The organism is Pelagimonas varians (assembly GCF_003208435.1).
Taxonomy (GTDB): Bacteria; Pseudomonadota; Alphaproteobacteria; order Rhodobacterales; family Rhodobacteraceae; genus Pelagimonas; species Pelagimonas varians.
This window is the reverse complement of record NZ_QKMF01000001.1, coordinates 64,515-80,275: the sequence shown is the minus strand read 5'-3', so window position 1 is coordinate 80,275 and position 15,761 is coordinate 64,515. Positions and strand designations below refer to the sequence as shown.

Annotated in this window: 14 protein-coding genes; 10 read left to right on the top strand and 4 right to left on the bottom strand. The window is 57.4% G+C overall.

The genetic code is table 11. The annotated features are described in order from the left end of the window. Positions 1–11: 11 nt before the first annotated feature. Together C8N36_RS00360 and C8N36_RS00355 are read right to left on the bottom strand one after the other, a co-directional pair. Positions 12–1,295 carry a leishmanolysin-related zinc metalloendopeptidase gene (locus C8N36_RS00360; RefSeq protein WP_170125758.1) on the bottom strand — a complete coding sequence of 428 codons (1,284 nt, stop codon included), beginning with the start codon at positions 1,293–1,295 and terminating at the stop codon, positions 12–14. A 260-nt stretch (positions 1,296–1,555) separates the two neighbouring features. Further along, complete coding sequence (locus C8N36_RS00355) at positions 1,556–3,193, bottom strand: divergent polysaccharide deacetylase family protein (protein WP_170125757.1); 1,638 nt, start codon at positions 3,191–3,193, stop codon at positions 1,556–1,558. 133 nt (positions 3,194–3,326) lie between these two features. Between C8N36_RS00355 and C8N36_RS00350 the strand changes: the two genes are divergently transcribed. From C8N36_RS00350 to lexA, 8 genes are all read left to right on the top strand, one after another. Next, positions 3,327–3,908, top strand: coding sequence for an anthranilate synthase component II (locus C8N36_RS00350; protein ID WP_097802925.1), 582 nt, complete (start codon positions 3,327–3,329; stop codon positions 3,906–3,908). After that, the gene (gene trpD, locus C8N36_RS00345) at positions 3,905–4,930 is read left to right on the top strand and encodes an anthranilate phosphoribosyltransferase (RefSeq protein ID WP_097802926.1); all 1,026 of its coding nucleotides are present in this window, start codon (positions 3,905–3,907) and stop codon (positions 4,928–4,930) included. The genes C8N36_RS00350 and trpD overlap by 4 nt, the downstream gene beginning before the upstream one ends. 141 nt (positions 4,931–5,071) lie before the next feature. After that, entirely contained in the window at positions 5,072–5,719 is a 648-nt protein-coding gene (locus C8N36_RS00340) for a uracil-DNA glycosylase (RefSeq protein ID WP_097802927.1), read from the top strand. Further along, a complete protein-coding gene (gene trpC, locus C8N36_RS00335) occupies positions 5,716–6,519 on the top strand; it encodes an indole-3-glycerol phosphate synthase TrpC (protein WP_097802928.1) in 804 nt (267 codons plus the stop codon). The genes C8N36_RS00340 and trpC overlap by 4 nt, the downstream gene beginning before the upstream one ends. A gap of 10 nt (positions 6,520–6,529) precedes the next feature. Continuing rightward, positions 6,530–7,006 (top strand): cyclic pyranopterin monophosphate synthase MoaC, encoded by a 477-nt coding sequence (gene moaC, locus C8N36_RS00330; RefSeq protein WP_097802929.1) that lies wholly within the window; start codon positions 6,530–6,532, stop codon positions 7,004–7,006. Further along, positions 7,003–7,899, top strand: a complete 897-nt coding sequence (locus C8N36_RS00325; RefSeq protein ID WP_097802930.1) for a GIY-YIG nuclease family protein — start codon at positions 7,003–7,005, stop codon at positions 7,897–7,899. The genes moaC and C8N36_RS00325 overlap by 4 nt, the downstream gene beginning before the upstream one ends. Further along, on the top strand, positions 7,896–9,059 hold the full coding sequence (locus C8N36_RS00320) for a molybdopterin molybdotransferase MoeA (RefSeq protein ID WP_097802931.1): 1,164 nt from the start codon (positions 7,896–7,898) through the stop codon (positions 9,057–9,059). Before C8N36_RS00325 ends, C8N36_RS00320 begins: the two co-directional genes overlap by 4 nt. Positions 9,060–9,137: 78 nt before the next feature. Next, complete coding sequence (lexA, locus tag C8N36_RS00315; RefSeq protein WP_097802932.1) at positions 9,138–9,833, top strand: transcriptional repressor LexA; 696 nt, start codon at positions 9,138–9,140, stop codon at positions 9,831–9,833. Here the strand turns inward: lexA and C8N36_RS00310 are convergent. Then, positions 9,827–11,899, bottom strand: a complete 2,073-nt coding sequence (locus tag C8N36_RS00310; protein ID WP_097802933.1) for a ComEC/Rec2 family competence protein — start codon at positions 11,897–11,899, stop codon at positions 9,827–9,829. The two genes, lexA and C8N36_RS00310, sit on opposite strands and share 7 nt — an antisense overlap. 108 nt (positions 11,900–12,007) lie before the next feature. Here C8N36_RS00310 and gltX point away from each other — a divergent pair, with 108 nt between their 5' ends. Next, positions 12,008–13,417, top strand: coding sequence for a glutamate--tRNA ligase (gene gltX, locus C8N36_RS00305; protein ID WP_097802934.1), 1,410 nt, complete (start codon positions 12,008–12,010; stop codon positions 13,415–13,417). Positions 13,418–13,508: 91 nt separating this feature from the next. Continuing rightward, positions 13,509–14,804 carry a citrate synthase gene (gene gltA, locus C8N36_RS00300; protein ID WP_097803018.1) on the top strand — a complete coding sequence of 432 codons (1,296 nt, stop codon included), beginning with the start codon at positions 13,509–13,511 and terminating at the stop codon, positions 14,802–14,804. Between the two features lie 147 nt (positions 14,805–14,951). On the opposite strand, the gene C8N36_RS00295 is transcribed toward gltA, so the two are convergent. Beyond that, a complete protein-coding gene (locus C8N36_RS00295) occupies positions 14,952–15,728 on the bottom strand; it encodes an enoyl-CoA hydratase-related protein (RefSeq protein ID WP_097802935.1) in 777 nt (258 codons plus the stop codon). Positions 15,729–15,761: the final 33 nt, after the last annotated feature.

Sequence of the window (15,761 nt, the reverse complement as noted above, 5' to 3'; positions counted from 1 at the left end):
TCGCAAAAGGCTTAGGCAAACAAATCTGCTAACGGGTTGGCAGGTGTCGGACCAAACAGGTCTATCCCATCGTATGGGTTGTCGAAGACGGTGTCGTATCCCATGTCTTCAAGTGCCGCGATGGTCATATCCGAAACGAAACTGTCGGGATCGACATAGCCGGTCATAATCTCCGTATCGAACAACACCTCATCCCAATGACCGCCCGCTGTTCCTGCGCCGCCATCCGTTTCAATCGGCACCCCAAGCGCCGACCCGAGGTCAGAGGCTGCGACACCCGGAAATTCTATCAAATAGGTTTCAGAGGCATTCACCCCGGTAAACCGCATATCGCCACTGGCCACCGATCCGCTGGTAAGCCCCATGTAGGACCACAAGGTTCCAAAGCCCATCGCGTGCAACATTTCATGCAAGACAATGGTTTCCCAGTTTCCGATACCAAACTGGTTTGACGCATCGGCGCTGTCAAAGGTCATCGCCCCGGTCGAGGCAAGATACGTCCCGTCAAAGCGCACATCGCGCGGGCCAGCACTGCCAAGGGTGCCTCCGACGCCGTCAATAGCCTCAAGCGTGGCGGTGATCGTGATGTCATCAACGGGCAAACCATCAACAATCACATCAGGAATATCGGCAAGAATGATGGTACTTAGATAGTCGGCAGCGTCTATAAAGGCCGCCTGCAATTGTGTCGTCCAAGTGCCGGTAAAATCGATGGTGACGTTATAGGATGTCGCCGCAGCCCCGCCGCTGGTGTAAGTTGTGACGGGGCCGGAATCCGGGATGACCTCAGGTGTGGCATCGGGCGCACGGCCATATACAGCATTGTCATCCCCCGGAGCAGGAGTGCGCGGCGAATCGTATGGGGTTCCCGCAGTGGCCCCGGAACTGCGCCCCATGTCTGTCGGCGCTGCTGGCGTATTTGGTTGCACAACCGGTTCCGGCGCGGGGTCCGGATCATTGTCTTCAACCACTGCTGGGTCCGGTTCGGGGTCAGGATCACCGCGACCATCTCCAGAAACGGCGACCATGGTCACTGGTGTGAAGTCCGGCTCTGTCGGCCCGGTAGCACCCTGCCCTGAGAATGCCGGGACATCGGCATCACTATTGCCCACGAATTCAAAATGATCGGCGTCGTAGTGAGGCTCTAAGAGGGCAGGATTGAAATCCCTCTCTTCATCCCCAATCCCAGACAGGTCCACTTCTATAGGGGGGGGAACATCCGTATCATTTTCCAAAACGGGTCTCGAAACATCGTACTGGATTTCAAATACTTCTGCCGTCGGCGGGTCAGGCAAAGCCCGCCTCCCATTTGAAAACACCTCCTCAAAAGGCACGAGAGCGGTGAAAAAATCTGATCTCATCAAACGCAAGAATGCCATTTCAGCCACCCAAAGTCTTTCTAAAGCGATCAGCTTAACACCCTGCGTTCAATTGCCAAGAGGGGACTCAAAGACAATTTTATCGGCTTAGAGGCCCGTGGATTGCCAAACTTTGGTCAAACTCCGGAACGCGCACGGCTGTGACACTGTTGATGGCTGAAACGGTTCCCTGTCCGTTACTGCGCCACAGCCTCTTGCAAGATTGTAGAAACCGGCACAATTGCGATGCTCGCGTTTTTGTCTTGCAGGCCCCATTGGATCACACCGGACAGCGTGTTGGCTGTCAACCGTCCCAACATCACCACTGCCCCTTCTTGCTTGGCGCGAAACGTTGCCTGATCCAAAGCCCGACGGACTGCACTAGCATCCTGGTTGTCATTATCCATATCACGGAACAGACTGGCCGAGGGGACACCCGCCTTCAACGCCAATTGCTGCGCGGTGTTCAACCCTTTGGGCATCATGACCAAACCATGGCCACTTGCTGCCAGAAAGGTCGCCGTCTGACTGGACACATCGCGGCTCGATTGCAGACCGCCGTCCGGATCTTCCAAGACAGCAACCGCGCCTGGCACAGCTTGCAAAGTACCTGACAAGGTCACTTCGACATCCGAGGGAGTCGCGCCCAGCGGAATATCTGCCATCGCTAAGACTTCAAAGCCCAACTGGCGGTATTCTGCTGCGGTTTTTGCGGCCTCGGGGTGCGAGGGAGGAATGGCAATGCTGACCGGAATAGGCAGGGTTTTGATTGCTTCTGGCCCCCAAGTGTCCACCGCGTCATCGATCAAAATGATGGAAATGCGCGGCACGTCAGCGGCGGGCACCGGATTAGGCTTCACTGCGAACTGCACCAATGGCGTACCCGATAATTCGGCGCTCTCAAGCGGTTGATCTGCTTCGCTTCCCAATCGCGGTAGCCGCGATGCAGGCACGGCTTGTGTCCGGTCCAAAAGCGATCCGGCGGGCTTGCCGATGGCAGGGCGATCCGGATCGGCCTCAGGGGTGGGCTGCACGATTGCAATCGGCGCAGGTTGCGGTGCAGGAACAGGTTCGGGAACAACAGCCGTCTCTTGTCGGACGGGCTCTTCCTCAGCCTCTTGCGGAATCAACGCGACCAGCGCGTTATCCGGAATTGGCGCTTCTTCAGTGATCAATGCGGTTTCTTCGGCCGATATCGCAGGAAGCGGTGGCTGTGCGGGTTCGGTCGAAATATCAAGCGATGTTTCGGGTTCAGGTGCTCCGGGAACCGCTGATTGCGCCGCGGGCAAAACCGGTGCATCGGTGGCCACAGTCACCTGTGCGCCCTCCGAGGAAGGCTCCGCCCCGGCGGGCGCAACAGGCGCGCCGCCAACGGTTGGTGGAACTGGCAAAGCGGTGTCGGCTCCCACGGCAAAGGGAGCTTGCGGTGCATCCAAAGCACCGCCCGGCGCTTGAGGTGTCTCAAATGCGGTTTCCGGATTGGGGCGGCGGCCCGGTTTGGCCGGGTCTATAGCGGGTTCAGCTGCCGAAGTTTCCGGCTCTGGCTCGGGTTCTCGTTCGGGTTCTGGCTCGGGTTCCGGCTCGGAAATCGGTTCGGCATCCGGCTCTGACGGCACCGTTGATGCCTTTGGCGTTTCGGGTTCCACAGGCATTTCAGGGATTTGCGAAGGTTCGGGCGCTTGCACCAAATCCTCGGCCACAAGCGGGATATTGTCTTGCCCAACAGCGGCGAACCGATCCCGATCGGCTGGGCCCATCGCCACAGACAGTGCTCCGGCACCTACGCCGGAAATCACCACACCCCAGATCGCTCCGCCTAAGAAACCACGTGCCATGTGCTCGTCCTCACCCGTTTTGCGGCGCTTTGCGCCTGCTCTTGCCGTCCTGCACCTCTTGACGCCGGTTGGCCTGCCTGTGCATGTATACCGCGACCAAGCGGCCCGCCGCCAGCCATAAGAGCGTAATTCGATGCTTCTTCTGATAGATAACTATGACAGCTTCACCTACAACCTTGTTCACTACTTGGGTGAATTGGGCGCAGATGTTGCTGTTCACCGCAATGACAGCCTGACTGTGCAAGATGCGATGGCGTTAAAACCATCGTCGATCTTGCTGTCCCCCGGTCCGTGTGACCCTGACCAAGCTGGTATTTGTCTCGAACTGACCCAAGCCGCAGCCGAAACCCGCACCCCTCTGATGGGTGTGTGCCTTGGCCATCAGACCATCGGTCAGGCCTTTGGCGGTACGGTCGTGCGCCACGATGAAATTGTGCACGGCAAAATGGGCGAAATCCGCCATACAGGCAAAGGCGTGTTCAAAGGCCTGCCCTCACCTCTCTTGGGCACACGCTATCACTCATTGGTCGTGCGCCGCGATGATCTGCCGTCCTGCTTGCAAGTCACAGCAGAGCTGGAAGACGGGACCATCATGGGCCTGCAACACGAAAGCCTGCCCATTCAGGGCGTCCAGTTCCACCCCGAATCGATCCGGTCCGAACATGGCCACGCAATGCTGCAAAACTTTCTCGATCTGACCAAGGAACCGGCATGAGCGATCTTTTAAAACCGCTGATTGGCACCGCGGCCGACCGCCCTTTGACCCGCAGCGAGGCGGAACAAGCCTTTACCGTCTTGTTTGACGGCGACGCGACACCAGCCCAAATTGCAGGTCTGTTGATGGCGCTGCGCACCCGCGGCGAAACCGTTGATGAATATTCCGCTGCCGCCGCTGTGATGCGCGCCAAATGCAACGCGGTTAAAGCCCCCGCCGGCGCGATGGACATTGTCGGCACCGGCGGCGATGGCAAAGGCACCTTGAACATTTCAACCGCCACCGCCTTTGTTGTGGCGGGCGCAGGTCAGGTTGTCGCCAAACACGGCAACCGCAATCTGTCTTCGAAATCCGGCGCGGCTGATGCCTTGGGCCAGATGGGCATCAACGTGATGATCGGGGCCGAAGCCGTCGAAAAAGCGCTGGCCGAGGTTGGCATTTGTTTCATGATGGCTCCGATGCACCATCCGGCCATGAAACACGTCATGCCGGTTCGAATGGAACTGGGCACACGGACAATTTTCAATATTCTCGGGCCATTGACCAACCCGGCTGGCGCAAAACGTCAGCTGACCGGGGCTTTCACCCGTGATTTGATTCGCCCCATGGCCGAAACACTTGGCCAGCTCGGATCAGAACGGGCATGGTTGGTCCACGGGTCCGATGGCACTGACGAGTTGGCGATTTCCGGCATCTCTTGGGTTGCAGCTCTCGAAGAAGACGGATCAATCAAAGAGGCCGAAGTGCATCCCGAAGACGCAGGGCTGCCCGTACACCCCTTCGAAGATATCCTTGGCGGTACACCAGAAGAAAACGCAATGGCTTTCCGCGCCATATTAAACGGCGCAAAAAATGCCTATCGCGATGCCGTCCTGCTTAATTCAGCCGCCGCCCTAACCGTTGCCGGCAAGGCCGACGACCTGCGCATCGGTGTCGAAATGGCACGTGCCAGCATCGACAGCGGTGCCGCCCTGGCTAAAATCGAAGCACTGGCAAAGGCCACACAAACGACCAGCACATAAAACAGAAGGGCCGCATCCGGTTTCTTCTGTCCCCAAAAATCCCGGGGGAGTCCGCAAGGACGGGGGCAGAGCCCCCATTCCCCGCCGCCAATTCCGCCTGAATTCGGCCAAAAACGAAACCGCAGACAACAGGGAAAATCCATGCCCCTTACCCCGCCCGCCGCTTGGACCCACCTGCCGTTTTTCAAAGACACTCTTCCCGCAATCACCACCAAACTTGCCGGGGAACAGCGCCTCATCCTGCCACCGGAACGCCAAATATTTGCTGCATTGGACGCGTGTTCACCCGACACAACCCGCGTGGTCATTTTGGGCCAGGACCCCTACCCGACCCCCGGCCATGCGCATGGATTGGCATTTTCCGTAGAACCCGGCGTTGCTTTGCCGCGCAGCCTGAAAAACATTTACCAGGAAATGGCCGAAGACTTGGGAACCGCTCCGACAACCGGAGATCTGCGCAGCTGGGCCGCCCAAGGTGTATTGCTGCTCAATTCAGCCCTGACGGTTCCAGCGGGCGAAGCCAATGCGCATAAAAACCTTGGCTGGTCCAAACTCACTGAACAAGTCCTAACCGAGCTGTCCACCAAACCGCGCGCCTTTGTCTTGTGGGGCAATCACGCACAGGGCTTTGTGCCTCATATCCACGGCAAGCACCATTTCATCTTAAAAACCGCACATCCCTCGCCATTGTCAGCCCGCCGCGGCTTTTTCGGCTCTCGCCCCTTTTCGAAGGTCAACGCGTGGCTTAAAGCCAATGGAGACACTGAAATTAACTGGACAGACGCATGACGACGACCATCCTCGACAAGATCAAAGCCTATAAGCTTGAAGAAGTGGCCGCCGACAAAGCGGCCCGCCCATTGGCCGAAATCGAAGCCGCCGCAAAATCCGCCGATCCGATCCGCCCCTTTGCCGAGGCGCTGATAACCGCGGCGCAATCCGGCTATGGGTTGATTTCCGAAATCAAAAAAGCCTCTCCCTCCAAGGGATTGATCCGCGCGGATTTTGAACCGGCTAAACTGGCCAAAGCTTATGAAGACGGCGGCGCGACTTGCCTGTCCGTTTTGACCGATACCCCGTCATTCCAAGGGGCCAAAGAGTTTTTGGTGGCCGCCCGCGCCGCCACCAATATGCCAGCTCTGCGCAAGGACTTTATGTATGACACATATCAGGTCACTGAGGCCCGCGCGCTGAACGCAGATTGCATTTTGATCATCATGGCCTCCGTTTCAGACACCCAAGCGTCCGAGCTGGAAGACGCTGCATTCGGCTGGGGCATGGACGCCCTTATCGAAGTGCATGATGCAGACGAGTTGGAGCGCGCATTAAAGCTGAAATCAAAGCTGATCGGTGTCAACAATCGCAACCTGAAAACCTTTGAAACCTCGCTGGATACCACGCGCGTGCTGTCGCAAGGCCTACCAAAGGGGCGTTTCTTGATCTCGGAAAGCGGGCTAAACACACCCGAAGATCTGGCTGACATGGCTGGATACGGTGCCCGTGCCTTTTTGATTGGTGAAAGCCTGATGCGCCAAGACGATGTGCGCGCCGCCACCCAAACCCTTCTGGCCAATCCGGTGCCCGCGTAAAGGAAACACCATGAGCGATCTGACCCATTTCAACGACCAAGGCCACGCCCATATGGTTGATGTCTCGGAAAAAGCCGTGACATCACGTGTGGCCACTGCCGAAGGCTGGGTCAAAATGGCCCCCGAAACTTTTGCGTTGATCACCGAAGGACGCGCCAAGAAGGGCGACGTCATTGGTGTCGCGCGTCTGGCTGGCATAATGGGGGCCAAAAAGACACCCGAACTGATCCCACTGTGCCACCCCCTGCCCGTCACAAAGGTAACCGTCGATTTGACCCAAGACCCCGACCTGCCCGGATTGCGGATCGAGGCGACGGTCAAAACCACCGGCCAAACCGGCGTCGAAATGGAAGCGCTGACCGCTGTGTCCGTCGCAGCCCTGACGGTCTACGACATGGTCAAAGCCGTGGACAAAGCCATGGAGATCGGCGGCACCCGCGTGATCTTGAAAGACGGCGGTAAATCAGGACGCTACGAAGCCTCATGAACAAGGGCCGGTCACTTGAACTCTACTTTGTAGACGGCCGCCCCGACGGGATGCTGACGGCCGAAGTGTTCAATTGGACCGGTCATGTTTTGCGTATCCCAAAGATCCGGCTGCCGGACGGCCTGCGCCGCCCAGAGGCCAAACAAACCGGCGTTTACGTCTTGCTGGGGCAAGATGAAAGCGGATCACTGGCCTATATCGGTGAGGCAGAAAACATGGCCGACCGGCTGCGCCAACACGCCAGCCAAAAAGATTGGTGGGACGAGGTAGTGCTGGTTACGACAGCCGGCGACGGTTTGCACAAAGCCCACGTGAAGTATCTGGAAAGCCGCTTGGTTGAAATCGCCAAAGATGCCGGTGTCATGCGTTTGGAAAATGGCAACATCCCGACACGGGCCAGCCTGAACGAAGCTGCCACCGCGAATATGGAGAGTTTTCTAGAAACGCTTCATATGGTGTTGCCGGCCATTCGAGTGGATCTGTTTCAGTCTCGAAAACGCACTCTATCCCCACATCAGATCGAAACACCAATTACGAAAAGTGAACTCATTTTTGAATTTACTGTTCAACGCAACAACGTTTGTGCAACTGCTATCCAAGTTGAGGACGAACTCGTGATGCGAAAAGGGTCTAGGGTTCGTTCTGAATGGGCCGGTGACCGCCAACCAAAGACTTACTACTGGAAGTTACACGACGAGCTCGTCGCAAACGGAACCATTCGTAAGGACGGTCAGGCAGGCATACTAACCGAAGACGTTGCTTTCACCAGCCCTTCTGCAGCCGCCTCAATTGCAGCCGGTCGTTCCGCTAATGGGCGGAAAGGTTGGAAATTACCAAGCGGACAAACATATGCCGATTGGGAAGCTAAACAACTTGAAAAGGCCGAAGAATGATCTCTGTCACCGAAGCGCTCGACCATCTCTTTGCCCTTGCAAATCCGCTGGGCCACGAAGAGGTGCCTTTGATCCAAGCCGCTGGCCGCGTCATGGTGCAGCCTGCAACGGCGCGGCGCGATCAGCCTCCCTTTGCGGCTTCGGCCATGGATGGATACGGCACGCAAAACCCGCACGTTGGTCAAAAGTTGCAGGTGATCGGAGAGGCCGCTGCCGGACACCGATTTGATGGTGAAATCGCCCAAGGCAGCTGCATTCGCATCTTTACCGGCGCGCCGGTGCCTGCCAGCGTCACCCATGTCACCATTCAAGAAAACGTCACCCGCGTCGGCGATCAGATCACCATCAATGATATCGGCACAGGAGACAACATCCGCCCGGCCGCCGGTGATTTTGGAATTGGTCAAACCATCAGCGCCCCCCGCCGCCTCACTCCCAACGATGTCGCGCTTTTGGCGGCAATGAACATCCCGACAGTGACAGTTGCGCGGCAACCCAAAGTTGCCCTGATTTCGACCGGCGATGAACTGGTGATGCCCGGTGAAAATCCGGGACCAGATCAAATAATCGCGTCGAACACCTTTGGCCTGCATGCGATGCTGCGCGACCTTGGGGCACTGCCGCGGCTGTTGCCCATCGCTCGCGACAGCGAAGCCTCCCTGCGGGCAGTTTTTGACCTGATTGATGATGCGCATCTTGTGATCACCATTGGCGGGGCCTCGGTCGGGGATCACGATCTGGTCGCCAAAGTGGCCGGTGATCTGGGGATGGACCGCGCCTTTTACAAAGTCGCCATGCGCCCCGGAAAACCATTGATGTCTGGTCGCATGTCAGACGCAATGATGATGGGCCTGCCCGGCAATCCAGTCTCGGCCATGGTTTGCGGGCACATCTTTGTCGCCCCTGTTATTCGCGCGATGCAGGGTTTGGGCACGGCCCCCGCAGCACGGCTCCAATGCCCGCTTGCCGCGCCAATTGCTGAAAATGGTCCACGCGAACACTATATGCGTGCCGAAGTCACGCAGGGTGGCTTGACCGCGTTCGAGCGGCAAGATTCCAGCCTGCTGAGCGTGCTTGGCGCTTCGAATGCCTTGCTCGTCAGGCCCCCGCATGACCCGGCACGCAAAACAGGCGAATTGGTTGATTACATCCCGCTTTGATTGATTTACCCACAGGTCCGTTGACACAAAACGGGAACAGGGGTAGAACAAAACCTGACACAAGGTTGGGAGCAGGTCATGCTGACAAAAAAGCAATTGGATCTTTTGGATTTCATCAACAAGCGCATGACACGTGATGGCGTGCCGCCCAGTTTTGATGAGATGAAGGATGCTTTGGATCTGCGGTCAAAGTCGGGAATTCACCGGCTGATCACGGCTTTGGAAGAGCGCGGATTTATTCGCCGCCTGGCGCATCGCGCACGCGCCATCGAAATTGTGAAACTCCCCGAAAGTCTGGGCGGTGCCCCTGCTGGTTTCCGCCCACAAGTGATTGAGGGCGACCGCCCTGCTGCGGTGCCGGCGGCAGCACTGGCCATTGCGACCGGTGCAATTGCAGAGCTGCCTTTGATGGGCCGTATCGCGGCCGGTCGCCCGATCGAGGCGATCAATGATGCCCCCCCCGGTGTGATGGTTCCCGGCCAGATGGTTCAGGGCAGTTCAAAACACTATGCGCTTGAAGTCAAAGGCGATTCCATGATCGACGCTGGTATCAATGATGGCGATGTTGTCGTGATCCGTGAAAGCAGCGACGCCGAAGAGGGCGATATCGTTGTCGCGCAGGTCGAAGGCTATGAAGCAACGCTAAAACGCTTTCGCCGCCGTGGTGGTATGATTGTGCTAGAGGCCGCAAACCCAGCCTATGAGCCTCGCATCCTTCCCGAAGGGTCGGTCAGTGTGCAGGGCCGTTTGGTCGGACTTATCCGGACTTATTGACCTTTGGCGGCAAGCTGCATGGGCTCGGACTCGGGTCCGTGCCACAACCGCTGCCCCGATACCTGCCTGTCTGTGACCATCAGCAACCCAGTATCGCTTGGCCAAAAGGCGACAGCGCCCGTGTAGCGTAAGGTTGTGGGGTCCAACACTTGGCAAGGGCCCGTTGGATGGGCCTCTGCGCTTGAGATCACAATTTGCGCGGCTTCGCAGCTTTCAACGCTGGCAACCGCGCGTTTCCCCTGCAAATGCAGCACTTCGCGCGTCCCGATTGCAGCGCGCGCCACCCGCGCGACAATTTCACCGGGCCAAAGGGCTGCCGCTTGTTCCTGAGAGCCCCCCTGTCCGTCGTTCTCAAGCCAGTTTTCTGCAACAAATCCCGATCCTTTGGGCCGCGACAAAGCTCGGCCCTCCTCCGTCATAAGTCCAACCAACGTGCCCGTGTCAGACACCAAAAGCACCGGACGTTCTGTGCCCATCCAAAGGAAGATCGCGGCACCGACTGGCAAAAGCCCGGCTGAACGTCCCGGCCCGCGCCAAAGACACAAGAAAAGCCCACCGAAGGCCATCAGCGGCAGAACCCGCCACTCCGGTGCTATAACCGGCCGTGTCACCCCGTCCCAGCTGGCGATCCAGGCAGCAACACCCAAAATCCAGTCCAGCCCAAAGCTCATGATTGTCAGCGCAATCCAGTCTAGCCCAAAGGGCATTAACAACGCCGCAAGGACCGCCATCGGTACAACTACAGCCCCCATAACGGGCACCGAGACCAAATTGGCGATCAAACCGTATTGTGACACCATATTGAAATGCGCCATGCCCACCGGCGCTGTGGCAAAGCCCGCTACAGCTGATGACACCACCAACCCCATCACCGGCGCGAACCAGCGCGGCATCTGCCGGCCCTGTTGCCATATCGTGATCTGCTCGAACACCGCCACCAGCGCGGTTGTGGCTGCAAAAGACATCTGAAACCCCGGCGAGACCAAAGCCTCCGGCCGAAAGACCAAGACAACGAGGGCCGCCATTGCCACACTTCGCAACGACAATGCCCGCCTGTTCAGCATCAGCGCCGTCAGCGCTGTCGCGGCCATAATAAACGCGCGCTGGGTCGCGACACTGCCTCCCGACAAAGATAAATACCCCAAGGCCGCCAAAAGCGCCGCCGCCGCTGCCAGTTTTTTCACCGGCCAGTTGTGACGCGCATAGGGGATCAACAACAGGCCAATCCGCACCGATGCAAACACAAATCCGGCCAAAAGCCCCATATGCAGCCCCGAAATCGCCAGCAAATGCGCGAGGTTTGTGGCGCGCAGGGTGCGCAGGGTTTCTTGGCCCATTCCCGACCTGTCACCAGTCATCAAGGCAGCGGCAAAGGCTCCGGTTTCTCCGTCCAACTGCGATTGAACACGCTCCGACAACCACATTCGGGCTTTGAACAAGACCTGTCCGGATCCGGGAAATTCAAGCAATAAGACAGGCGCGCGCGTATAGCCAACAGCCCCAAGTTCCTTGAACCATGCATGGCGGCGGAAATCAAAACCGCCCGGTTCCACTGCACCACCAGGGGGCGATAGATGTCCGGTCAGGATCACAACAGCGCCCGGTTGCGGATCAATGTAGCCTTGGGTCCCGTGCAAAGAAACCCGCACCCGTATCGGTGTATCGTCAGGGTCCATCCGCTCCAGCACCACTTGGTCCAGCGTTAGACGCAGCGCGTCCGAGGCAGAGCGGTCAATGCCAACAATGCGGCCCTGAACCGGCCCATAATAGCGAAAATCCAGAACCGGCCCCGCCACCATATGCGCCCGTGCCCCTGCAAGTGAAAACCCGACCGCCGCCAGAGATAGCGCGGCCACAAGCGGTCCGAACGCAGGACCTATCCGCCCCCCAAGAAGAACACAGATACCCCCACATAGGCCTATCACCGTTAACATCCAAAGAGCCGGTTCAACGCGCAAAGAAAAATACAGGCCAATCCCGGCCGCAAGAAAGACCGGAGACCATGGAAACAAGTGCCCGCGTTGCCCCAGCATCACTGCTGCAACCATGTGAAAGGCTTGTGCCATATTTGCCCTGAAGCGGCCCGAACACGCGCTTTGCTTGCTCTGGGCCGGACCTGTGTTTAAGGAACGCCTCAAGCTACCCTAATCCCTGTTAGCAAAAGGTTAACCAAGATGACTGCTGTCGTAACCCGTTTTGCCCCTTCGCCCACCGGCTACCTTCATATCGGCGGCGCGCGCACAGCGCTGTTCAACTGGCTGTATGCCCGTGGCCGTGGCGGTAAATTCCTGCTGCGGATCGAAGACACTGACCGCGCCCGCTCTACTCCCGAAGCTTCTGCTGCCATTTTGAAGGGCATGGATTGGCTGGGGCTGGATTTCGATGGCGAGGTCATCAGCCAGTTCGACCGTGCGGATCGCCACGCCGAGGTCGCCAATGAATTGCTGTCCAAAGGCGCGGCCTACAAGTGTTTCTCGACCCAAGACGAGATCGAAACCTTTCGCGAGGCCGCCCGTGCAGCCGGCACTTCGACGCATTTTCAAAGCCCGTGGCGCGGCGCCGATCCCAGCAGCTACCCTGACGCACCTTATGTGGTTCGCTTGAAATCGGCGACTACCGGCGAAACCGTCATTCATGATGAAGTCCAGGGCGACGTTCGTATCAAGAACGAAAACCTGGATGACATGGTTTTGTTACGGTCCGACGGTACACCTGTTTATATGTTGGCCGTTGTGGTCGATGACCATGACATGGGCGTGACTCACGTTATTCGCGGAGATGACCACCTGAACAATGCTGCGCGCCAGATCGGGATCTACTCTGCCATGGGCTGGGACTTGCCAGTTTATGCGCATATCCCGTTGATCCACGGGCCGGATGGCAAAAAGCTGTCCAAACGCCACGGCGCGCTTGGTGTAGAAGAATATCAGGCGATGGGCTATTGCTCGGCTGGCATGCGCAACTACCTTGCCCGCCTTGGCTGGTCGCACGGGGATGATGAATTCTTTAGCGACGCGCAGGCAAAAGAATGGTTCGGGACCGATGGTATCGGCAAATCCCCGGCCCGCTTCGACTTTAAAAAGCTTGAAAACATCTGCGGCCAGCACAATGCTGTCACCGATGATGCTGCGTTGCTGCATGAAATACAGCTTTATCGCCAATCTGCCGGTCTTCCTGCTTTGAACGACGTCCAGTCGCAGCGTCTGAAAGCCGCGCTATATTGCCTCAAGGAGCGGGCAAAGACTTTCCCAGAACTCCTTGATAAAGCACACTTTGCCCTGATTGAAGGTCCGGTGGACGTTGAGGACAAAGCAGCAAAACACCTCGATACGGTATCCCGTGGTATACTGCGCACATTGACGCCGCAGCTGCAAAATGTTAGCTGGACCCGAGACGAACTCGAGGCGGTTCTAAACCGCTTTGCTGAGGAGAACGGCATGAAATTCGGCAAGCTGGCCGGCCCGCTCCGGGCGGCACTGGCAGGTCGGGCCGCTACGCCAAGTGTTTTTGATATGATGCTTGTGCTTGGACGGGATGTCAGCCTTGATCGGCTGAATCAGGCCGCTTCAAAGGGGGACAGCTGACGCAGATCGCGCCGGTTTCCCGAATAGAAGATTTAACACCGTGGGCCGCCAAAGCGGCCCGCCAACGTTCGAGAATAAGGGAAAAACACGCATGGCTGAAACGACCAAAACCGCGACTCTGACTATCGATGGGCAATCCTTCGAATTGCCAATCCACTCGCCTACGGCCGGACCGGATGTTCTTGATATCCGCAAGCTTTATGCCCAAGCGGGCGTGTTCACCTATGACCCGGGCTTCACATCCACCGCCAGCTGCGACAGCACCATCACCTTTATCGATGGCGGCAAAGGCGAATTGTTGCACCGTGGTTATCCGATCGATCAGCTGGCTGAAAAATCGCATTACCTCGAAGTGTGCTACCTGATGCTTTACGGCGAACTGCCAACAGCAACAGAGCTGGAAAAGTTCGAAAGCACGATCACCAACCACACCATGATCCACGAGCAGATGCACAACTTCTTCCGTGGTTTCCGCCGCGATGCGCATCCAATGGCGACAATGGTTGGTGTTGTTGGCGCAATGTCCGCGTTCTACCACGACAGCACCGATATCGCAGATCCGATCCAGCGCGAAATCGCGTCACACCGTTTGATCGCGAAAATGCCTACGATTGCTGCGATGGCTTACAAATATTCGGTTGGTCAGCCATTTGTATACCCACGCAATGATCTGGATTACGCTGCGAACTTCATCCACATGTGTTTTGCTGTTCCCGCAGAAGAATATGTTGTTGACCCAATCATGGCGCGCGCCATGGACCGTATCTTTACCCTGCATGCGGACCACGAACAGAACGCGTCGACATCGACTGTGCGTCTGGCATCGTCTTCGGGTGCCAACCCCTTCGCTTGTATTGCGGCTGGTATCGCATGTCTTTGGGGCCCATCGCATGGCGGTGCCAACCAAGCATGTCTTGAAATGCTTAAGGAAATCGGCTCGCCCGAGAACATTCCGGAGTATATCGCCCGCGCGAAGGACAAAGACGATCCATTCCGCCTTATGGGCTTTGGCCACCGCGTCTATAAAAACTTCGACCCACGCGCCACTGTGATGAAGCAGTCCGCGGACGAAGTTCTGGACCTGCTGGGTGTTGAAAACAACCCGATCCTCGCGACTGCAAAAGCTTTGGAAGCGGCCGCACTGGCTGACCCATACTTTGCTGACAAAAAGCTGTTCCCGAACGTCGATTTCTATTCGGGCATCATCTTGGAAGCCATGGGTTTCCCCACATCGATGTTCACACCCATCTTTGCGCTGTCGCGGACTGTTGGTTGGATTTCGCAGTGGAAAGAACAGCTTAGCGATCCAGCGCACAAAATTGGCCGTCCTCGCCAGTTGTATCTCGGTGAGACAGAGCGCGACTATACAGACATCGAAACACGCTAATTCTAGCCCCTTTCGAATTCATCAAATCCGGTCCTTGAAAAGGGGTCGGATTTTTTTGTGCCTTTGCCGCGGGGCCTGACGGGGCCGGAAAACGAATTAGGGCGCGGTCACCCGCGCCCTTTTCAATCTGTCAGATGCCAAAAAAGCTTAACGGCCTTCGTATTGCGGTGGACGTTTGTCCAAAAACGCCATGACACCTTCCATAAAGTCCCGCGTCTTTCCGCACTGGCCTTGCAAGGTTGCTTCAAGCGACAGTTGATCCTCTAGCGTGTTGTCGTAAGACGCGCGCATGGCCTGTTTGATGCGGGCATAGGCTTCGGTTGGGCCATTGGCCAAGTGGGCGGCGCGGGCCTTCCAGATTATCTCAAATTCAGCGTCTGGAACGGCTTCCCAGATCATGCCCCACTCATCCGCCTGACGGGCACTGATTTTCTCGGCAAACAGGGCTTTGCCCATAGCTTTGGCAAGACCGATCTGGCGCGGCAGGAACCATGTTCCGCCTGCGTCAGGGATCAGGCCAATACGCGAAAACGCCTGTAGGAAATAGGCGCTTTCCGAAGCGATAACCACATCGGCAGCCAGCGCCAGATTGGCCCCTGCGCCCGCAGCTGGTCCATTGACGGCGGCGATGGTTGGCACAGGGCATTCATAGATCGCCCGCAACATCGGCACATATTCGTCGTTCAAGGTCCGCTGCAAATCCAGTTCGGCAACGCTTTTGCGGTCGCCCAAATCCTGCCCTGAACAAAAGGCTTTGCCATTCCCCGTCAACACCACCACACGCGCCTCTTTGCCGCCGCGAACAAAGGCGTCTGCCAGTTCTGCCCGCATCTGGGTGTTGAGCGCGTTCATAACGTCGGGACGGTTGATCGCGATGGTCGCGACATCCTCCGCGACCCCATAGGTGATCGTATCGTATTTCATGGGAACTCCGTTAACTTGTTGTCCGTATCAAAT